The organism is Paraburkholderia sp. MM5477-R1 (genome assembly GCF_050436385.1).
Classification (GTDB): domain Bacteria; phylum Pseudomonadota; class Gammaproteobacteria; order Burkholderiales; family Burkholderiaceae; genus Paraburkholderia; species Paraburkholderia tuberum.
The window spans coordinates 1,027,400-1,047,650 of the sequence record NZ_JBNDMC010000010.1; the positions used below are offsets into that span (position 1 = coordinate 1,027,400).

Annotated in this window: 16 protein-coding genes, 1 tRNA gene and 1 pseudogene; 4 read left to right on the top strand and 14 right to left on the bottom strand. The window is 64.0% G+C overall.

The window, feature by feature from the left end:
- Window positions 1-252: 252 nt before the first annotated feature.
- Both OKW35_RS48590 and OKW35_RS48595 read right to left on the bottom strand, forming a co-directional pair.
- Entirely contained in the window at window positions 253-591 is a 339-nt protein-coding gene (locus tag OKW35_RS48590) for an integrase core domain-containing protein (RefSeq protein WP_429555858.1), read from the bottom strand.
- Between the two features lie 162 nt (window positions 592-753).
- Window positions 754-1,965: an MFS transporter gene (locus tag OKW35_RS48595; protein ID WP_429555859.1), complete on the bottom strand. Its 1,212-nt coding sequence runs from the start codon at window positions 1,963-1,965 to the stop codon at window positions 754-756.
- Between the two features lie 265 nt (window positions 1,966-2,230).
- Here OKW35_RS48595 and OKW35_RS48600 point away from each other — a divergent pair.
- Window positions 2,231-2,353 (top strand): annotated as a pseudogene (locus OKW35_RS48600) (IS6 family transposase); the annotation flags it as partial.
- 6 nt (window positions 2,354-2,359) lie between these two features.
- Here OKW35_RS48600 and OKW35_RS48605 read toward each other — a convergent pair.
- From OKW35_RS48605 to fdnG, 12 genes are all read right to left on the bottom strand, one after another.
- Window positions 2,360-2,497, bottom strand: coding sequence for a hypothetical protein (locus OKW35_RS48605; RefSeq protein ID WP_429555860.1), 138 nt, complete (start codon window positions 2,495-2,497; stop codon window positions 2,360-2,362).
- A 128-nt stretch (window positions 2,498-2,625) separates the two neighbouring features.
- Window positions 2,626-3,378, bottom strand: coding sequence for an SDR family NAD(P)-dependent oxidoreductase (locus OKW35_RS48610; RefSeq protein ID WP_429555861.1), 753 nt, complete (start codon window positions 3,376-3,378; stop codon window positions 2,626-2,628).
- Window positions 3,379-3,397: 19 nt separating this feature from the next.
- Window positions 3,398-4,141 (bottom strand): SDR family oxidoreductase, encoded by a 744-nt coding sequence (locus OKW35_RS48615; RefSeq protein WP_429555862.1) that lies wholly within the window; start codon window positions 4,139-4,141, stop codon window positions 3,398-3,400.
- Between the two features lie 300 nt (window positions 4,142-4,441).
- Window positions 4,442-4,870, bottom strand: a complete 429-nt coding sequence (locus OKW35_RS48620) for a putative quinol monooxygenase (protein ID WP_429555892.1) — start codon at window positions 4,868-4,870, stop codon at window positions 4,442-4,444.
- A gap of 862 nt (window positions 4,871-5,732) precedes the next feature.
- Complete coding sequence (locus OKW35_RS48625; protein WP_429555863.1) at window positions 5,733-6,986, bottom strand: tyrosine-type recombinase/integrase; 1,254 nt, start codon at window positions 6,984-6,986, stop codon at window positions 5,733-5,735.
- Between the two features lie 167 nt (window positions 6,987-7,153).
- A tRNA-Sec gene (locus tag OKW35_RS48630) sits at window positions 7,154-7,246 on the bottom strand.
- Window positions 7,247-7,295: 49 nt separating this feature from the next.
- Entirely contained in the window at window positions 7,296-9,209 is a 1,914-nt protein-coding gene (selB, locus tag OKW35_RS48635) for a selenocysteine-specific translation elongation factor (RefSeq protein WP_429555864.1), read from the bottom strand.
- A 13-nt stretch (window positions 9,210-9,222) separates the two neighbouring features.
- Window positions 9,223-10,671, bottom strand: coding sequence for an L-seryl-tRNA(Sec) selenium transferase (gene selA, locus OKW35_RS48640; protein WP_429555865.1), 1,449 nt, complete (start codon window positions 10,669-10,671; stop codon window positions 9,223-9,225).
- Between the two features lie 46 nt (window positions 10,672-10,717).
- Complete coding sequence (gene fdhE / locus OKW35_RS48645) at window positions 10,718-11,719, bottom strand: formate dehydrogenase accessory protein FdhE (RefSeq protein WP_090808552.1); 1,002 nt, start codon at window positions 11,717-11,719, stop codon at window positions 10,718-10,720.
- 124 nt (window positions 11,720-11,843) lie between these two features.
- Window positions 11,844-12,500, bottom strand: a complete 657-nt coding sequence (locus tag OKW35_RS48650; protein WP_429352592.1) for a formate dehydrogenase subunit gamma — start codon at window positions 12,498-12,500, stop codon at window positions 11,844-11,846.
- The gene (gene fdxH, locus OKW35_RS48655; protein ID WP_184061989.1) at window positions 12,497-13,420 is read right to left on the bottom strand and encodes a formate dehydrogenase subunit beta; all 924 of its coding nucleotides are present in this window, start codon (window positions 13,418-13,420) and stop codon (window positions 12,497-12,499) included. Before fdxH ends, OKW35_RS48650 begins: the two co-directional genes overlap by 4 nt.
- A 9-nt stretch (window positions 13,421-13,429) precedes the next feature.
- Window positions 13,430-16,498, bottom strand: a complete 3,069-nt coding sequence (gene fdnG, locus OKW35_RS48660) for a formate dehydrogenase-N subunit alpha (RefSeq protein ID WP_429555866.1) — start codon at window positions 16,496-16,498, stop codon at window positions 13,430-13,432.
- 413 nt (window positions 16,499-16,911) lie between these two features.
- On the opposite strand from fdnG, the gene selD reads away from it, so the two are divergent.
- The 3 genes from selD to OKW35_RS48675 all read left to right on the top strand — a co-directional run bounded on the left by selD (window position 16,912) and on the right by OKW35_RS48675 (window position 20,236).
- Entirely contained in the window at window positions 16,912-17,970 is a 1,059-nt protein-coding gene (gene selD, locus OKW35_RS48665) for a selenide, water dikinase SelD (RefSeq protein ID WP_429555867.1), read from the top strand.
- Window positions 17,971-18,087: 117 nt separating this feature from the next.
- Window positions 18,088-19,155, top strand: coding sequence for a tRNA 2-selenouridine(34) synthase MnmH (mnmH, locus tag OKW35_RS48670; protein ID WP_429555868.1), 1,068 nt, complete (start codon window positions 18,088-18,090; stop codon window positions 19,153-19,155).
- 25 nt (window positions 19,156-19,180) lie between these two features.
- Window positions 19,181-20,236: a permease gene (locus OKW35_RS48675; RefSeq protein ID WP_184061993.1), complete on the top strand. Its 1,056-nt coding sequence runs from the start codon at window positions 19,181-19,183 to the stop codon at window positions 20,234-20,236.
- Window positions 20,237-20,251 lie beyond the last annotated feature (15 nt).

Here is a 20,251-nt window from a genome sequence, read left to right on the forward strand (position 1 = left end):
TCCATTGCTGGCAATGGTGCATGCCTATTGCCGTGCGTGGAGGGCGGCTTTCCCCAGCGGATTCAACCGGTCGATGCCATAGTTTGCTGGAATCGGTCGGTGGGCGTTTCGTTGTCCAGCGTCTTTCGCGGCCGGTTCAAGCCGCGCCGCCATGGATGTTGAGGGTCGCAGAAGTTCAGGTGTAGTCCCGATGGCTCTGTCGCAGTAAGGTCTGAGGTTGACCCGGTTCGACGGATAGATTTGCAGTTGAGTTTAATGCGGCGTGGCACCTCCCGGTACGGTTGAATCGCGGGTTGTCCACGGCCGGGCGGCGGGTCGCCTGTCATGACCACGACGCTGCCTGGCGGTGGACACCCCGCGCGGCGATAAGCTTTGACCTTGCGCATGCAGGTTTTCGAACTCGAGCGGCGAACAGTAGCCGATGCTGCTGTGCAGGCGGCGTATCTTGTACCAGCTCTCCAGAAACGAGAACAGACGCCGCCGTGCCTGTTCGTGGGTCGCGAAGTGTTCGCGACAGAGCAGTTCGGCTTCGAGTGTGCCGAAGAACGACTCGCACATCGCGTTGTCATAGGCATCGCCGGCCGTGCCCATCGACGGCTGTACGCCTGCTTCGCGGCAGCGCCGTCCAAAGGCAGTGGACGTGTATTGGGGGGATTCAACCGGTCGTCGCAACACGGCCGCGCGATGCGTCTGGCTCGTTATCGCGACAGAGCCCGACGCATCAAGGGATGCAAACGTCGCGCGACGTGTCCGTCAACACGGAATGTTTTCGCGGAGGCTCGCGACTTTGCGATTTCGGCTGCGCTCGACGGTTACCGACGCAAACCAGATCGCGAGGCCGCCGACTGCGAGCAAACAGCCCACCCATCCCGGCGCCGTCCATCCGTAGCCTGCCGAGATAGCCAGCCCCCCGAAAAACGGTCCAAGCGCATTTGCCGTGTTAAACGCGGAGTGATTCAGCGCTGCCGCCAGGCCTTGGGCGTCTTCCGCCACGTCCATCAGCCGTGTCTGGAGAACCGTCCCAAGTGCGCCTCCCACGCCGATCAGGAAAACATCGAAGGTCATCGTCCAGACGTTGCTTGCCATCCACGGGAAGATGGCGAGCGAAACCGCGCTCCACGCCAATATTGCGGCGGTAGTGCGCATCAAGGCGCGGTCCGCAAACATCGGCACGAGGAGGTTGCCAATCGTCAAACCCACACCGAAGACGCTCAGCACAATCGGAACGGCCTGCGCGGAGACGCCCGTGACTGCGCCCAGAATGTCAGCCAGATAGGTGTAGACCGCGAACATACCGCCAAAGCCGATCGCACCGATGCCGAGCGTCAGCCACACCTGCGTGTGCTTAAGCGCGCCGAGTTCGCGCAGCGGGCTGGATTCCGGATGCGCCGGCTCGTTCGGTGCCAGTAGCCATACGAACGTCATCGTTACCACACCCAGCAATGCAACCAGCCCAAAACTCCAGCGCCAGCCAATGGCCTGCCCCAACCAGTTGGCAAGCGGAACGCCGACGATGGTGGCAAACGTCAAGCCGAGAAAAACGCGCCCTACCGCTACCGTGCGCCGGTTCTCCGGGACGAGCGAGGCCGCCACCAGCGCTGTGGCGCCAAAATAGGCGCCGTGAGGCAGCCCACTGATGAATCGGAACAGCAACATCCAATGGTAGCTCGGCGCCAGCGCGCTCATTCCATTGCCCACCGCGAACATGCCCATCAGAAGGATCAATAGCGTCCGGCGGGGCAGCCGCGCACCTAGCACCGCAAGAACCGGCGCACCCACGACAACGCCCAGGGCGTAAGCACTGATGACATGTCCCGCCGTCGGGGCGTCGATTGCAAGACCATGCGCAAAAAACGGTAGCAGGCTCATCGTCGCGAACTCGGTAGTCCCGATGGCAAATCCGCCAACGGCGAGCGCAAACAGTACCCAACCTGTGCTGATCTTCTTGTTACCGGTATCACCCATTGCTAGTCCTAAAGTCGACCATGCGGTCTCGTCAATGGTCTCGGAAGAAGTGAGGGGCCAGCGCGTTGTCCCGACTATCACATCGATTCGCTGTCTGGACGCGAGCGATCCCGTCCGCTAAACGCCACGCGCGCACGGGTCTAAACCAGATCGAAGGCGCCATCGTGATCGGGGTCGGCATGGCGTTATTCGAAGCAACGATGTATGACACGCGTTTGCACTATCCGCTCGACGTGATTCTGACGTGTGTCCGCTGGTATGTAATTTTCGTTGCGCCCACATCCTGGTGAGCGGCATCGAGCTCATGCACATGATCGCCAAGGGCCAAATGCAAGACCGTGGCATCGGATACACTCGTGCCCAGCAGTTTTACTCACTGGCAGCATAAGTAATCCTACTTATACTGCCGTTTGTTCACCATCTTGCCCTTACCGCGACAAAACCGAATCAGCCGCTGTTCGACGACCGCTTCCGCCACCTTCAGCCGATCCAGCTCGCGCATGCTCATGGTGATCATCGCAGGATGGTCCACGGCGCTCTCCGGTGGTCAAAATCACCACCCAGCATGAAGCGTCACGAAGACCGTACTGCGACATCTGAACTTTGCCTGGATACGACATTACAACTTAGCCGCTACGGTTCAAATTTTGCTCATGGTGCTTATGTCAACACCTGGCCGCCGTCGACCACCAGGGTCTGGCCGGTGATGCAGCCCGCGTGCGAGCTGGCGAGAAACAGCACCGCGCTCGCGACCTCCGCGGGCGTCCCGAGCCGGCCGAACGGAACCGAACGCTGTATCCGTTCATACAGCTCGGGATCGGAAGTCTTGCGCTGTTCCCACGCTCCGCCGGGAAACTCGATCGAGCCGGGCGCAACCGAGTTGACACGAATCCGATCCGGCGCGAGTGTCAATGCATGGGAAGCCGTGTAGTGCACGACCGCAGCCTTGATCGCCGCGTAAGACTGGGTGCGTGGCGACGGACGCAACGCCGAGATGGACGTCACGTTGACGATGGCAGCGTTGGCCGACTGCCGCAGGAATGGAAGTGCAGCATGACCCGCGCGCACCGTTGCCATGAGGTCGACCTGGATGCCGGCCTCCCAGCCGGCTTCGGTATCCCCGCCTCCGAAACCGGACGCGTTGTTGATCAAAATGTCGATACCGCCGAGCGCATTGCCGGCGCTCGCAATGTAAGCGGTGATCGCCTCGCCGTCAGCGAGATCGCAAGCTGCGGTGTGGACCGGACGGTCATAGACGGACAACTCGGCCTCGACCGCTTTCAATGCTTCCAGGTTGCGTGCGCAGACGGACACGGCGGCGCCTGCCTGCGCGAACCCGAGCGCGATGCTGCGGCCGATACCGCGCGAGCCCCCCGCGACGACGACGCGTTTGCCGTTGAAATCGAAACTCATGTTTTTGCCTCCGGGATCGTTAGACCAGCACGTGACCACCGTCGACAACGATGACCTGCCCCGTGCTAAAGCCCTGCTGCATCAGATAAAGATACGTTTGCGCGACGTCGCTCGCCTCCCCGACCCGCTGTACAGGCATCTTCCCCGCGATATGGTCGTAGAGAATCTCGCGATCGGCTTTGCTCATGTTGTCCCACAGAGCGGTACGCAAGACGCCAGGCGCCACGGCATTCACACGCAGCGGCGCAAGCTCGACGGCCAGTGTCCGTGTGAGCGACTCGATGGCCCCGAGGATACTGGACAGGATCGTCCACGCAGGCAACGGACGCGACGAGGCCACTCCGCTCGTCAGGGTGATGGAGCCGCCCGCGCGAATGAGGGGAGCCGCATATTTGACGGCCTTGAGCGCACCCCAATAGCGCACCTCGAAGGCCCGATGCGCGGCTTCGATACTAAGCTCAGCGAGGGTTTGCAGGAACAATGATTCCCCGGCCGTGTAGACGAGGTGGTCTAGCGCTCCGATGCGTGCAAAAAACGCGCGCACTTGCTCCTCGTCGGTGAAGTCGAGTGACTCGCCGCGCGTGCCTTGAGGCAGGCGCTCAAGCGCGGCCGCGACACGCTCCGGCCTGCTCGAGGCGATGATCACTTCAGCTCCGGCATGCGCCGCAGCTTCGGCTACGGCAAAGCCAATTCCTGACGTGCCCCCGGCCACCACGACCCGGCTTTGCTGAAGAGTAATGCTGGTAGATTGGTTGTTACCCATGCTTGAAGTTTCCCTGAGAGAGCGGTCCACGCGGTGGTGTTCAACGTAACGCAGCACGTGCTGCCGAACCACAGATCGATGCGCTACCGCGGTGGCGTCCGAGTGTACGAGATTTGCCGCAATTGCGTTGAAGGCGCCACGCGGACAGTACACGTGTCCGGATCAACGCATTCGGTGGACCAGGATGACGTGAGCCTTGTCACCGCAAGCGCGACAGTCCGCCGGCGCGCTTAGTCGTGTTGAGCGGGAGGCACGTCGAGGTGTCCAACGAGCCAATCACCCTCGGGCGATGGAACATGCTCAATCATTGAGTAGCGCCTCGAGTATCGTCATGTCGAGCGGCTGTGCGACCAGCGGTGCCAGTTCGCGAACCAGTTCCTTGAAGTGCTCGGTGCGCTCGTGCTCGGCGAGCGCTGCGCGGCTTGCCCAGCGCTCGAAGAAGACGAAACGCTCGGCGCGATCGAGGTCGCGGTGCGGCGTATAGAGCAGGCAGCCCGTCTCGGCACGACTCGGCGCCACACAGCGCAATAGCGCCTGCTCGATCGCATCAGCAGTACCCGATTTACCTTGAACGACTGCGACTACACGAATTTCCGATGACATGCGCTGTTCTCCTTGGCAAAGGGGGATGAGTGTAGCGCCATATCGGCAACCATGCCCGATGTGCGAGCCTGTCACGAGGGTGGCGCCCGCGTCAGTTGCGTCGCGCAACAACCGGGGTTTTTTCACGATCAAGTGTCAGCCTGCAGACCGGGGTGTCGTGGCTTGCATTTGAAATCGGCCGTACTTGCAATCGGCACACGTTCTTGCTCGAACTACTGCAACTGACGGCGCGCGCATGCTTGAATTGCCCGGGTCCATGCTTGAGTTGTACCGTGTTCTCGAGCAAAGTTTCGCCACGAATGGCGGCGGACGAGCAAGTCGACCAGTTCTCCCAGAGACCGGGCCGCATCACCCATGCAGTGCCCGACGCGCTCGCCGAAGCCGCGCATCGCGTGGCAACCGGCGACATGCGACGTGCGACATGTAGTCGCTGCTACCGGGTATCGGCGGGCAGTCGCTCCGCACTCGCCTTCCCCTGCCAGAGAGCTTGTGGACCATATAGACAGGCATCCCGACTCGCCCTCCGGGTTGCGCGAACGAACTGCTGCTCCGCCGACCGACATTTGGACGGCTGGCAGCCCCCAAGCCGTCAGAAATGGGACTGCCTTACCGGTAAACAGGTTGTCGCTGGCACAGTTCGCGCATTGATATACGAGCCTCAAGCTGGTGAGCAACGAACGCGGCCGGCCCCTCAACGCTACCCAAAATTCCACTCCGTTCCCGCAAGAGCCGGTCGTCGTGTGGGGGCAAACGTGGGGGCAAAATCGGCCCCAAACGAAAAAGGCTCCCAGAGCCGAAGCCATGAGAGCCTTATATCTATTGGTCGGGGCGAGAGGATTTGAACCTCCGACCACCTGCACCCCATGCAGGAAATGCTTCTCCACACGAAGACAAAGTCCCCTGCGACTGCCTGCCCGCCAGTAATGCTCAATGAACGATCGAAAGAAACCTGTCGAATGGTCCGGCTTTCTCCGTGTTCGAACAGCAACTATGCAGCGAACGCTTCTGATACCGCCGACGCCGTTGGCACAGTGCTCTCCTGCGCTTTGCCGCTATACCTTCCCCAGTCTTCCATCATCAGGCGCCGACGCTCAAGCTGGTCGCGACGCCGGTAGGCCGCTACCGTCTGCGATACGATGATGTGAGCCAGTGCTTCTTCGGCGAGTGAATCCGGGTATTCCGTACATTCGGCCACCCAGTCGCGAAACGTCGACCGGAAACCATGCACAGTGATCCCGTCCCGCGACATGCGCTTCAGCAGAGTCAGCATCGCCATGTTCGACAATGGGCGACCTTCCTTGCAGCCCGGGAACAGGTAGCCGTATTTCGCCCGCGGCAGCGCGCTGCGTACGATGTCGACGGCCCGTTCACAAAGCGGCACGCGAAGCGGCCGGCCACTTTTCGTCCGGTCGCCGGGTATTGACCAGATACGGTTGGCGAGGTCGAACTCCTCCGGCCGCGCAAAGCGGACCTCGTTCGTGCGGGTGGCTGTGAGGATAAGCAGGTGCAGGACCCGTGCTGCACGCCTGGGGCGCTGCTCCAGTTCGCGAATAAACCCGGGCAGTTCTTCCCAGGGCAGCGCGGGATGATGTCTTACTTGTGAGCGTTTCTTCGAGCGCGGCAATACGAGTTGCAAATGGTCAACGTACCGTGCCGGGTTGCTGCCGGTGCGGTGACCCATGATAGTCTCGGCGTCGAGGATGGCCTTGATACGGCCGCGCACCCGGCGCGCGGTTTCCGCCTTTTTCGTCCAGATCGGCTGGAGAATCCGCACGATCATCGCGGTGTCGATATCGCGCACCCGGACCTCGCCGATCACCGGGTATGCGTACCTCTTGAGCGTATTACCCCACTGCTGGACATGCTTGCGGTTTCGCCACTCGGGCTCCCGCGCGCAGATGAATGCTTCGGCTGCCTCACGGAACGTCACGTTGGCATCCGCCGAGATATCGAGCAACTGTCGGCGCTGCTGCTCGCGCCGCGCGAGGATGGGATCAATCTGGTCCCTGACCATCTCGCGGTAGCTGGCGGCCAGTTTCCTCGCCTCGCCAAGCGAGACTCGCGAAACCGGACCGAGGCCCATCTCCCTCAGGCGGCCGTCAAGCCTGAATCGGAACACCCACGAACGCGCTCCACTGTCCGCGATCTGCATGTAGAGACCACCGCCGTCGGCGTAATGGCCCGGGGCCACCTCCTTCGCGATCCGCAGTGCGCTGAGCCGGTGCAACTGTCGTCCTGACATGCTTCCCTCCTGCCCACTTACCCATCTTCCTACCCATACTTCGTGTGTAAATTGTGTGGGACCTTACCGGAATCAGCAAGCACGCCGTTACCCATAAACCGCTTTAAAATCAGCGGCCTAGAGGACGTTTTCGGAAGATATCGGAATGCCCGGGAAGGCCTATGGGGCGGAAGGCAGCCGGAGTCGAACCGACCCGAGAGCGTCTGACGCCCTCAACTGGGTTTGAAGCCCAGCCGCACCACCGGATACGAATGCCTTCCTACGGTGATTGAATGACGCGAGCCCGATAGAAACAGACCGCCAGCCAGATCAAGGCAGATCGAGCCAGCGGCTATCCGTGCGCACGAGGTGCAGGCCACGGTGGAAGCGAGTATACCCAACCCGATCGAAGAACTCCAAAAGCTGGATCGCGCGTTTTCGGCCGAGCCCGGTCGCGTCGCGAAACGGCGCGGCCGCCACGGTGCCGCCGTTCTTGTGCGCCTCCGCCGCCGCGATCGACGCAAGTTCGCGAATCACCTGCTGGTGGTAGAACAGGTCATGCACGACCTGGAACAGCTCGCCCTGACGCGCGAGCTTGCGCAGCAACTGACGCACGCGCTCCTCCGGCACACCGTGCGCGTTCGCGAGCTCGCGCACCCACGGCGGATCGAAACGCCCCGCCTCGATCTCGGGCAGCAGCGTCGCGGCAAGCGCCTGATCGGCGGCGTCGAGCGTCACGGCGTGGCCGGGCAAATGCAGCCACGGTCCGCGTCTGACGAGCTGGCCACGCGCCGCCGCATCGTCGACCAGCGCGCTCCACAGGGCGTCGTCGACCAGTGGCGCCGCGATGCGCCGCAAGCGCGACACGTCCGGGCCGAGTTCGTCGGGCGAGCGCTCGTGATATTGCGCGAGCGCACTCGTCAGGCGCCCCTCGAGCGTGTGCCATGTCGCGTCCGCGACCAGCAGCGCGTCATGGCCCGGCAGTTCGATCGTGCGTGTCGCGGCGGGCAACGCGAGCGCCGCCGCCGGCATCCCCGTGAGGCGCTCCAGCAACGCCCGCGACAAACCGTGCGGCGCGCGAGCGAACAGCGCGTCGAGTGAGCCGGTGTCGAGCAGCGTCTGCATCGCGTCGAGCCAGCCGAAGCGCTCCGGCGAGCGCCGCTTGCGCGCCGGAGCAAACGCATCGAGCACGTGCCCGCCGCCCACCGTGCGATTGGCCTGAGCGTTACGCACGACGAAGCGATCGCCCGGCACCGTGCACAGCGGCAGCTCGAACACGAGTTGCACGCGCGCGCGCTGACCGGGCGCGAGCGTGTCGCCTTCGAGCAGCGCGACATGCGCAACCTGATGCTGCGTGCCGAGATGCACGTGCAGCGGCTCCCAATGTTCGAGCGCGTGCGGCGCGTCGGCGAGCAGCGTCAACGCGACGTCGATGCGCTCGCTCGCTTGCGACAGTCGCGGATCGACGATCCAGTCGCCGCGCTCGATCGCACTCTTCTCGATGCCCGCCAGATTCAGCGCGCAACGCTGGCCGGCGCGACCGGTTTCGGCGGGGCGATTCTGCGCGTGGATGCTGCGCACGCGCACCGATTCGTTTTTCGGCGCGAGCAGCATCGTGTCGCCGACGCTCACGCTGCCCGCCACCACGGTCCCGGTGACGATCGTGCCCTGCCCCGCGAGCGTAAACACGCGATCGACGGCGAGGCGGAACAGGCCGTCGTCGCGCTTCATGCGCCATGCGGCGGCCTGCTCGTGCAGATGCGCGTTCAGCGCGGCGACGCCCGCATCGCCCGCGCGCGTCGCGCAGGTATCGAATACCGGCGCGTCGCGCAGCACGCTGCCAGCGACGAACACACTCACTTCATCGCGCACTTCGCGCAGGCGCTCGTCGTCGACGCGATCCACTTTCGTCAACGCGATTGCGCCGCGCCGGATGCCGAGCAGTTCGACGATCGCCAGATGTTCGCGCGTTTGCGGCATCACGCCGTCATCGGCGGCGATTACGAGCAGCGCGAAGTCGATGCCGCTCGCGCCCGCGGTCATCGTATGCACGAGCTTTTCGTGGCCCGGCACGTCGATCAGACCGAGCACGTCGCCATTGTCGAGCGGCACGTACGCGTAGCCGAGCTCGATCGAAATGCCGCGCGCTTTTTCTTCCTTGAGCCGGTCCGTGTCGACGCCGGTGAGTGCCTTCACGAGGCTCGTTTTACCGTGGTCGATATGCCCAGCAGTACCGACGATCATGCGTGCCCGTCCTTCAGTTGCTTTTCGGTTGCGCGATCAGCTGTGCGATCAATTGCGCTTCGTCGGCGGCTTCGAGGCAGCGCAGATCGAGCCGCAACGCGTCGTCCTCGATCCGGCCGAGCACCGGCCGCGCCATCTCGCGCAACTGCTTTTCGAGCGCGAGCAGATGACGGCCGCCGCGCTTGCCGTCGCTCATCCTGATGACGAGGCCATAGCTCGGCAGCACGTCGACGGGCAATGCGCCGCTGCCGATCTGGCTGAACATCGGCTCCGCGGCCACGCTGTAGCGCGCGTCGATCGCCTGCTGTAACGCCGGTAACACGCGCTGCGCGGCGCCGTGAATATCTTCGGCGGGCCGCGTGAGGAGCCGTAGCGTGGTCAGCCGCTCCGTCAACTTCTCCGGCGCGCGATACAGCTGGAGCACAGGCTCCAACGCCGCGAGTGTCAGCTTGCCGACCCGAAGTGCGCGCTTCAGCGGATGCTTCTTGATCTTCGCGATCAGATCGCGCCGCCCGACGATCAACCCGGCCTGCGGGCCGCCGAGCAGCTTGTCGCCGCTGAACGTGACCAGATCGGCGCCGGCCGCGACGGTCTCGCGCACCGTCGGCTCGCGCGGCAAGCCCCATTCGGCGAGATCGACGAGCGTGCCGCTGCCGAGATCGACGGCGACCGCAAGCCCGCGCGCGTGCGCGAGCGGCGCGATCTCTTCGATGCCGACTTCCTTCGTGAAGCCACTGATCGCATAGTTGCTCGCGTGGACTTTCATCAGCAGCGCGGTACGCGCGTTGATCGCCTGTTCATAGTCCTTCAGATGGGTGCGGTTCGTCGTGCCGACTTCGCGCAGCTTCGCGCCCGCGCGGCTCATGATGTCGGGAATGCGAAACGCGCCGCCGATTTCGACGAGTTCGCCGCGCGACACCACCACTTCCTTCTTCGCCGCGAGCGCGGACAGCGTGAGCAGCACCGCGGCGGCGTTGTTATTGACGATGGTCGCCGCTTCGGCGCCGGTCAGCTCGCAGATCAGATCGTCGATCAGATCGTCGCGGTCGCCGCGCGTGCCGGTGGCAAGATCGAACTCGAGGTTGGCCGGTTGCGTGAGCGCGCTCATCACCGCGCGTACCGACTCATCGGGCAGCAGCGCGCGGCCGAGGTTCGTGTGCAACACGGTGCCGGTCAGATTGAACACGCTGCGCAGCCGCGACGCGTTACTCGCGAGCAGCGCCGCGGCGACCGTCGCATGCAGCTGCGCGGTATCGAGCGCGCTCACCGCCGGGTTGGCCGCCGCATCGCCCGATTGCGCGCTGATGCGCCACGCATCGAGCGCGTCGCGCAGCGCGTTGAGTACCTGGGTGCGGCCGTATGCGCCGATGAGCGGCACGAACTCTTCCGACGCCAACACCTTGTCCACCGACGGCACGCGCGCCATCAGCGCGCGCAATGCCGAGCTGCTCACATCGCTCACGAGCAATCCTTATGTCGTTTTGAACTTGGCTCCGGTCAGGTCGCCGTCAGGCCGACTCGTCGCCCTCCGTTTCGGCCGCGCCGGCCGTCTGCTCCGGCCACAGCCATGGATGCGGCGACGCGCGCCGGTAACCTTCCGCGCCCATCAGCAGATCGAGCGTGAGGCTCGCGAGGTCGTCCGCGAATGGATCGAACTCGTAGTCCTTCGCCTGAATGCCGATCTTGCGGTAAGTATGGCATTCGTCGCACGACTCCGCCTTCAGCGCGGCGTTTTTCGATTCGGCCTCGCGCGCGGCTGCGTCGGCGTCGGGCGAGCCGGCTACCTGGTACGCGATGCCCTTCGTCGAATCGCAGTTCGAGCATTTGCTACGGACCATATGCCATTCGGTCGCGCACAATCCGCATTGCAGATAGCGATAGTTGTCGTACGCGCCGCCGATGCGCAGCGTGCTCGCCACCGGATGCGAGCCGCACACCGGGCACAGGCCCGGTGTGTCGAGGTACGGTACGGCGCGCTTGTCGATGTCGGCGGCGAGGTCGGTCCATACGACCTGCAGCGCGGCCATGATGAACGGCGCGCTCGCCGGATCGACGTCGGCGAAGCGCTGCGCGAAGATCGCGTCGGCCTGCGCTTCGAGCGCGGCGACGTCGAGCGAGCGCAGGCGCGCGAACAACGCCACGAGCGGCGGCGTCAACGGGGGACCCGCCGCTTCGATCCTGTCGAGCAGTTGTAGCAGCACGTCGCGCCACGCCGGATCGCGCGCGCCGGACAGCGCCGGAATCAGCGGCATCGAATACTGCTGCGCGCTCGCGATCAGCTCGGGGCTCGGTGGCTGGGCCTTGAAGTGCGCGAGCACCGCCTGCTGCGCATCGGCAAGCGCCGCCATCAGCCGCAGGTAGCCGGCGATCGGATTGCCGCGCGAGGCGAGCTGACGCAGGCGCGCGGCACGCGGTGCGAACACCGCGAGCCGCTCGGGCATGCGGATGCGGGGTATTGCCGAGGGATCGAGCGACTCGATGTCGGCGGCTTCGAGAATGCGTTGAGTCAAGATATCGACCTCTGAAAACTGAAGGGCCGCCGCCCGTCATCGACGAGGCGCGGCGGCCCGGTGCGAGGGGCGCTGCGTGCGGCGCATTGAAACATGCGCTGGGGCGGCGCCGATTGAGCATACTTTACTTGCCGATGATTTCCCTGAACCAGTTTGGATGATGCTTGCGCGCCCAGCCATAGGTAACGGTGCCGCGCGTCATCGCACCTATGGAGCCCTTGACCCACAGCGCCGCATAGATATGCACGATGATGCCGACGATCAGCAGGAATGCCGTCACGGCATGCACGAGCGCCGAGAGCCGGATCACACCAATCGGGAAATAGAACGAAAAGTAGCGCCGCCAGATCACGATGCCGCTCAGCAACAGCAGCAGCATACAGATCACCATCACGAAGAACAGCAGCTTCTGCCCGGCGTTGTACCTGCCGATTGCGGGCAGGCGTTCCTCGCGATTGTTCAGCACGTCGCCGATCTGCTTCATCCACTGGATATCCGCCTGGTCCAGATAGTTGTGATGCCAGAAGCGCAACGCAAGAATCAGGAACGAGACGAACATCACGCAGCCGATGAACGGGTGCAGAATCCGCGTCCACTGCCCGCCGCCGAGTACCACGTACAGAAACGCCATCGACGGATGGAACAGCGCGAGACCGGACAGCGCAAGCAGGATGAAACAGATCGCGGTGATCCAATGATTCGTGCGCTCGTTCGGCGTATAGCGCACGATCAGTCGGTTGCCCTTCAGGTCCGTGAAGTCGGTGTGCTCAGAGTGGTTCATTGCGTACCCTCCCGCGAACGGCGTGCTTCTTCGGCTTCCTTGACGGCTGCGGCTTCGTCGGCCTCGGACACCTCGTTCGGGCCGACGCGCGTGTAGTGGAAGAAGCCCGCGAGCGCGGCGATCCCCATAATGGCGAGCCCGATCGGCTTGGCGATGCCCTTCCACAACGAGACCAGCGGACTGATGCGCGGATCGTCCGGCAGGCCGTGATACAGCGACGGCCGGTCGGCGTGGTGCAACACGTACATCACATGCGTGCCGCCGACCTTGTCCGGGTTATACAGGCCAGCGTTCTGAAAACCGCGCTCCTTCAGATCGACGATGCGGTCCTCGGCCTGCTGCTTCATGTCCTCCTTGGTGCCGAACATGATCGCGCCGGTCGGGCAGGTCTTCACGCACGCCGGCTCCTGGCCGACCGCCACACGATCCGAACACAGCGTGCACTTGTATACGCGGTGATCCTTCTTCGACATACGCGGGATGTCGAACGGGCAGCCGGCGATGCAGAAGCCGCAGCCGATGCAGTTCTCCTGGTGGAAATCCACGATGCCGTTCGTGTACTGCACGATCGCGCCCGGCGCCGGACAGGCCTTCAGACAGCCCGGGTCCTCGCAGTGCATGCAGCCGTCCTTGCGGATCAGCCATTCGATATCGCCGGCGGAATTCTCGTACTCGGCAAACCGCATGACGGTCCACGAATGCTCGGTGAGATCGGGCGGGTTGTCGTAGACGCCCACGTTCACGCCGATCTCGTCGCGCAGATCGTTCCACTCCATGCAAGCCGTCTGACACGCCTTGCAGCCGATGCACTTCGACACGTCGATGAGCTTCGCGACCGTGCCCGTGGCCGGCTCGCGAATCACCGGCGGCTGCGTGGTGGTGGCCGAAACGCGTCTGATGTCCAGTGATTGCAGTGCCATCTCTTTTCCTTATGCCTTTTCGACCTTGACGAGGAACGACTTGAATTCCGGTGTCTGCGAATTCCCGTCGCCCACCGGGGGCGTCAGCGTATTGATGAGATAGCCCGGCCTCGCGAGCCCTTTGAAGCCCCAATGGAGCGGCAGCCCGACGGTCTGCACCTTCTTGCCTTCGATCATCAGCGGTTTGATCCGCTTCGTCACGACCGCGACGGCAACCAGGTGCCCGCGGTTCGAGCTCACCTTGACCCGGTCGCCGGCTACCACGCCGATCTCCTTCGCGAGGTCTTCGCCAATCTCGACGAACTGCTCGGGCTGGATGATCGCGTTCAGACGCGCGTGTTTGGTCCAGTAGTGGAAATGCTCGGTCAGACGATAGGTGGTCGCCGTATGCGGGAAGTTCTCGTGCGTGCCGAACGTGGCCATGTCGTCCGGGAACACGCGCGCCGCAGGATTGCTGACGACCAACTTGTTGTCCGGATGCAGCGGGTTGTAGCCGAGCGGCGTTTCGAACGGCTCGTAGTGCTCGGGGAATGGCCCTTCCACCATAGCTTCGCGCGCGAAGAAGCAAGCCACGCCTTCCGGATTCATGATGAACGGATTCATGCCGTCTTCGGGCGGCTCGTCGACCTTGAAGTCCGGAATGTCGGCGCCCGACCACGTGCTGCCGTTCCACGCGATCAGCTTGCGCGTCGGATCGAACGGCTTGCCGCTGAGATCGCACGACGCGCGGTTGTACAGAACCCGCCGGTTCACCGGCCATGCCCAGGCCCAGTTCAGCGTGTTGCCGATGCCGGTCGGGTCCGAGTTGTCGCGGCGGCCCATCTGGTTGCCCGCCTGGGTCCACGCGCCGCAGAAGATCCAGCAGCCGCTCGAGGTCGAGCCGTCGTCGCGCAGCAGCGCGAAACTCGCGAGCTGCTCGCCCTTCTTCGCGAGCACCTTGGTCGTGTCCTTCGGATCGGTGACGTCCGCGAGCGCCTTGCCGTTGTACTCCATCGCGAGTTCTTCGGGCGTCGGGCTTTCCGGGTTCGCATACGGCCAGCTCATGTTCAGGATCGGATCGGGATACTTGCCGCCGTCCTTGCGATAAGCGTCGCGAATACGCAGCCACAGCCCCGCCATGATATCGAGGTCGCTCTTCGCTTCGCCGGGACCGTCCGCGCCCTGCCAATGCCACTGCAGCACCCGGCTCGAACTAACGAGCGAGCCGCGTTCCTCGGCGAAGCAGGTGGTCGGTAGACGAAACACCTCTGTCTGGATCGAGCCGCTGTCGACGTCGTTGAACGGGCCGTAGTTCTTCCAGAACTCCGACGTTTCGGTCGCGAGCGGATCCATGATCACGAGCCACTTCAGCTTGGCCAGCGCCGCGCCGTTCTTCGCCTTGAACGGCGCGGCGGCAAGCGGGTTGAAGCCCTGCGCGAGGTAGCCGGTCATTTTGCCCTGATTCATCAGCTCGAAGACCTGCAGCAAGTCGTAGGACTTGTCGAGCTTCGGCAGATAGTCGAAAGCGAAGTTGTTGTCGGCGGTCGCCTTGTCGCCCCACCACGATTTCATGAAGCTCACGTGGAACGCGCGATAGTTGCGCCAGTAGCTCAGCTGGTTCGGCCGCAGCGGCTGTTTGGCGCGCGTCGCGATGTAGGCGTCGAAGTCCTGCTCCGCTTCCATGGGCAGCGTCATGTAGCCCGGCAGCAGGTTCGACATCAGGCCGAGATCCGTCAGGCCCTGGATGTTCGAATGGCCGCGCAGCGCGTTCATGCCGCCGCCCGCGATGCCGATGTTGCCGAGCAGCAGTTGCACCATCGCGCCGGTGCGGATGATCTGCGAGCCGACCGAGTGATGCGTCCAGCCGAGCGCGTACATGATCGTGGCCGCGCGCCCAGGCACCGACGTCGACGCGAGCATCTCGCACACGTGCTGGAACTTCTCCTTCGGCACGCCGCAGATTTTCTCGACCTGCTCGGGCGTGTAGCGCGAGTAGTGCTGCTTCATCAGCTGATAGACGCAGCGCGGGTCCTGCAGCGTCGGGTCGACCTTGGCGAAGCCGTCGTCGCCGCGCTCGTAGTCCCACGAGGTCTTGTCGTAGCTGCGCGTGTCGGCGTGGTAGCCGGAAAACAGGCCGTCCTTGAACGCGAAATCCTCGCGCACGATGAACGGCACGTCCGTGTAGTTCTTCACGTACTCGTGCTGGATCTTGTCGTTCGTCAGCAGGTAGTTGATCACCCCGCCGAGGAACGCAATGTCCGTACCGGTGCGGATCTGCACGAAGTAGTCCGCGACCGACGCCGTACGCGTAAAGCGCGGGTCGACCACGATCAGACGCGCCTTGCGGTGCGCCTTGGCTTCGGTGACCCATTTGAAACCGCATGGGTGTGCCTCGGCCGCATTGCCGCCCATCACGAGAATCACGTCCGCGTTTCTGATGTCGACCCAATGGTTCGTCATCGCTCCACGGCCAAACGTCGGGGCAAGACCTGCCACCGTCGGGCCATGTCAGACACGCGCCTGATTGTCGAATCCGAGCATGCCAAGACTGCGAACAGTCTTGTGCGTCAGATAACCCACCTCGTTGCTGCCGGCCGATGCCGCGAGCATGCCGGTAGTCAGCCAGCGGTTGACCTTCTTGCCGTCCGCGTTCGTCTCGACGAAGTTCGCGTCGCGGTCTTCCTTCATCAGCTTCGCGATGCGGTCTAGCGCGTCTTCCCACGAGATGCGCTTCCACTCGTTCGCCCCGGCCGCGCGGTACTCGGGATAGCGCAGACGGCTCGAGCTATGGATGAAGTCGATCAGGCTCGCGCCCTTCGGGCACAGCGTGCCGCGATTGACCGGATGGTCGGGGTCGCCCTCGATGTGGAAGATGCTGGTCTTCACATTCTTGGCCTCGTCGCCAAGACCGTACATCAGGATGCCGCAGCCCACCGAACAGTACGGGCAGGTGTTGCGGGTTTCAGTCGCACGCGACAATTTGTACTGACGGACTTCGGCCAGCGCGGGTGTCGGCGAGAAGCCCATCAGGGCCAGGCTCGATCCGGCAAGTGTCGTGGCAGAGACCTTCAGGAATTGTCGCCGAGTCATTTGCGTCATTGCATGGCCTCGGCTCTTTTGGGGACAAAATTGATTATAGATGCCGTTTCGCGACCTGCAGCGTAGTGCATTCGCCACCCCGGTAGATGGGACATGCGAAAGTCACTTGAAAGGACGGCACCCTGCTGGCACGATTTATTCCCGCTGTTGGGCACCGTTCATGCTGCATCCGCGAATAGTGACTCCCACTGACCTCATCGGCGGACTATTGCGCTCCTACGAACTACCCGGGCGCCGCGGAATTGCGTTGTAGCGTAAAGAATTCGTTTCATCGCGCGTACGTGCCGCTTGCTCGGCAAAACGGGGTTCGAAACGGGTTCGGCATAGAGCCGGTTTGCGCCCGTGCCGACGCTGCACAGTGTGAAAACAACCCTCATAATGCGGTCATTCGACGAACCCCAACTCTCGCCCCCATGACCCAAGTCCAAGCAAGCCAGTCGCCCCGCCTGACGAGCCTGTCGCACGGCGGCGGCTGCGGCTGCAAGATCGCGCCCGGCCTGCTCGCCGATCTGCTCAAGCGCAGCGCGCCGCTGCCATTCTTCCCCGACCTGCTGGTCGGCAACGACACCGCCGACGACGCCGCCGTCTACAAGCTCAACGAAGACCAGGCGATCGTCGCGACCACCGATTTCTTCATGCCGATCGTCGACGATCCATTCGACTTCGGCCGCATCGCCGCGACCAACGCGATCTCCGACGTCTACGCGATGGGCGGCAAGCCGTTCATGGCACTCGCGATCGTCGGCATGCCGATCAACGTGCTGCCGCACGACGTGATCGCGGCCGTGCTGAAAGGCGGCGAATCGGTCTGCGCGGAAGCAGGCATCCCGCTCGCGGGCGGCCATTCGATCGATTCCGTCGAGCCGATTTACGGCCTCGTCGCGCTGGGCATCGTCGATCCGAAGCGCGTCAAGCGCAACGCGGGCGGCCAGGCCGGCGACGTGCTGATCCTCGGCAAGCCGCTCGGCGTCGGGATCCTGTCCGCGGCACTGAAGAAAGACCGGCTCGACGAGGCCGGCTACGCGGCAATGATCGGCGCGACCACCAAGCTGAACCGGCCGGGCGCCGAGCTGGCGCGGTTCGACGGCGTGCATGCGCTGACCGACATCACCGGCTTCGGCCTGCTCGGCCACACGCTGGAACTCGCACGCGGCTCGAAGCTGACCGCGCGCGTGCGCTACGCGGACCTGCCGTGGCTGCCGAACGTCGCGAGCCTCGCGCAAGCAGGCATTTTCACCGGCGCATCGGGCCGCAACTGGGATGCCTACGGCCACGACGTGGTGCTGCCCGCCACCTTGCCGTCCGCCGGCCGCGCGTTGTTGACCGATCCGCAGACGTCGGGCGGGCTGCTAGTGTCGTGCTCGCCCGAAGCGGTAGACGAAGTGCTCGCGCTGTTCCGCGCCGATGGCTTTGCCGACGCACGGGTGATCGGCGAGCTGGTGAGCGGGCAAGCGCGGGTCGAAGTCATCTGAGGTAGGCGGCCGAAGGACGTCAATGGAGAACCCCGGGAAGGACGCATATAACCGGCCCGAACGAGCCGCCCATGCGATAATTTCGGTCTTCCCGCGGTCCGTTTTATCCCTACTCCCTTGAAAAGTCTTCTAGTCAGCCTCGACAGAGCCGGCGATTTCGATGAAATCGTCGACGTTCGCACTCCGCTCGAGTTCGAGGAAGACCATATTCCGGGCGCGACCAACGCGCCAGTGCTGAGCAACGAGGAACGCGTGCTGGTCGGCACGACCTACACGCAGGTGTCGCCGTTCGAGGGCACGCGGCTCGGCGCGGCGTTGGTCGCGCGCAACATCGCGCATCATCTGGAAACCACGTTCGCCGACCGGCCGCGCAACTGGCGCCCGCTGATCTACTGCTGGCGCGGCGGCAAGCGTTCGGGCTCGGTCACGACGCTGTTCAACATGATCGGCTGGTCGGCGCGGCAACTCGACGGCGGCTACAAGAGCTACCGGCGCGCCACGCTGGAGAGGCTCGAAACCCTGCCGCGCCGTTTCAGCTATATCGCGCTCGTCGGCCCGACCGGCAGCGGCAAGACGCGGCTGCTGTCGGCGCTGCATGAGGCCGGCGCGCAGACGCTCGACCTCGAGGCGCTCGCCGCGCATCGCGGCTCGCTGCTCGGCGCGTATACGGGCGTGGCGCAGCCGTCGCAAAAGCGTTTCGACACGCTGCTCGTCACCGCGCTGCGCGACTTCGACGTGAACCGGCCTGTGTTCGTCGAGGCGGAAAGCCGGCGCATCGGCTCCGTCACGCTGCCGCTCGCGCTGCTCGAAACGTTTCATCGCGGCGCGTGCGTCGAGGTGCGCTCGAGCAGCGAGGACCGCGCGGCGTTTCTGTTGCAGGATTACGCGCATCTGTTCGAGCATCCCGATTACTTCAAGGGACAGCTGGAACGGTTGATCGGTCTGCACAGCCGCGAGCGGGTCACGGGCTGGCTGCGGCTCGTCGACGAGAACCGGCGCGCCGAGCTCGCGCGCGAACTGATCGAACGGCACTACGATCCCGCATACGCGCGCAGCAGCGGCCAGCATTTCGAGCAGTTGCCGGGCGCGCTGCAACTCGATTTCCGCCCGAACGACGCCGACATCGTCGAGCAGGCGAAAACGCTGCTCGCGCAGCTCGATACCCGCACGCTAGTCGTCGGTTGATCCACAACGACACTCAACAACCATCATGCAATCAACCCTTCGGCAACCCCGCGTCACGCTTGGCTGGATCGTGTTCCTGCTGATCGCCGTCGTCGGCCTCTTCTATGTGAAGTGGTTTCCGTACTACAACCGCGCGTTCGTCGCCGCGAGCCAGCATTCGATCGGCAAGTCGATCCTGATGGGCACGTCCGCGAGCGCGCCGGGGGCCTCATGGCAGGCCGCGATCGACTTCGCGCTCGCTTACGGCAAGGCAATCTGGCAGGCGATGGTGCTCGGCCTGCTGCTCGGCTCCGCGGTACAGGCGCTGATTCCACCGCAATGGGTCGCGCGCACGCTCGGCCGTGCCGACTTCAACAGCGTCGTCAAAGGCGGCCTGATGTCGTTGCCGGGCATGATGTGCACCTGCTGCGCGGCGCCGGTCGTCGCGGGCCTGCGCGCGCGTGAAGCGGCGCCGGGCGCGGCGATTGCTTTTTGGCTCGGTAATACCGCGCTGAATCCCGCTACGCTGATCTTCATGGGCTTCGTGCTCGGCTGGCAGTGGATGGGCCTGCGCCTCGCGCTCGGCATCGTGATGGTGCTCGGCCTTGGCTACGTCGTGAACCGCATGGTCACGCCGCAGGAAGCGCAAGCGTCGCGAGAGGCCGTCGCGCAACTGGTCAGCGCCGACGATCCAGGCACCGCGTTCTCGCGCTGGATCACGATTCTGGGGCGCATGACGCTGCGGCTCGTGCCGGAATACATCGCGCTCGTGCTGATTCTCGGCGCGGCGCGCGCATGGCTGTTTCCGCACATCGGCCCGGACGTCGACAACAGCCTGCTGTGGATCATCGCGCTGTCGATCGCCGGCACGCTGTTCGTGATTCCGACCGCGGGTGAAGTGCCGATCATTCAGGCGATGCTGTCGTTCGGCATGGCCGCCGGCCCCGCCGGCGCGCTGCTGATGACGCTGCCGCTCGTCAGCGTGCCGTCGCTCGCGATGCTCGCGCGGTCGTTTCCGCGGCGCGTGCTGACGGTGGTGACCTGTGCAGTGGTGGTGGGCGGTGTCGTCAGTGGACTGCTGGCCGTTACGCTGGGCTTCTGAGTCGGTTTTTGAGTT

Excerpts from the sequence above, each read along its gene's own strand:
- OKW35_RS48590 (WP_429555858.1), bottom strand. The coding sequence starts at position 591 with ATGGGCACGGCCGGCGATGCCTATGACAACGCGATGTGCGAGTCGTTC.
- OKW35_RS48595 (WP_429555859.1), bottom strand. The coding sequence starts at position 1,965 with ATGGGTGATACCGGTAACAAGAAGATCAGCACAGGTTGGGTACTGTTT.
- OKW35_RS48610 (WP_429555861.1), bottom strand. The coding sequence starts at position 3,378 with ATGAGTTTCGATTTCAACGGCAAACGCGTCGTCGTCGCGGGGGGCTCG.
- OKW35_RS48615 (WP_429555862.1), bottom strand. The coding sequence starts at position 4,141 with ATGGGTAACAACCAATCTACCAGCATTACTCTTCAGCAAAGCCGGGTC.
- OKW35_RS48625 (WP_429555863.1), bottom strand. The coding sequence starts at position 6,986 with ATGTCAGGACGACAGTTGCACCGGCTCAGCGCACTGCGGATCGCGAAG.
- selB (WP_429555864.1), bottom strand. The coding sequence starts at position 9,209 with ATGATCGTCGGTACTGCTGGGCATATCGACCACGGTAAAACGAGCCTC.
- OKW35_RS48650 (WP_429352592.1), bottom strand. The coding sequence starts at position 12,500 with ATGAACCACTCTGAGCACACCGACTTCACGGACCTGAAGGGCAACCGA.
- fdxH (WP_184061989.1), bottom strand. The coding sequence starts at position 13,420 with ATGGCACTGCAATCACTGGACATCAGACGCGTTTCGGCCACCACCACG.
- selD (WP_429555867.1), top strand. The coding sequence starts at position 16,912 with ATGACCCAAGTCCAAGCAAGCCAGTCGCCCCGCCTGACGAGCCTGTCG.
- OKW35_RS48675 (WP_184061993.1), top strand. The coding sequence starts at position 19,181 with ATGCAATCAACCCTTCGGCAACCCCGCGTCACGCTTGGCTGGATCGTG.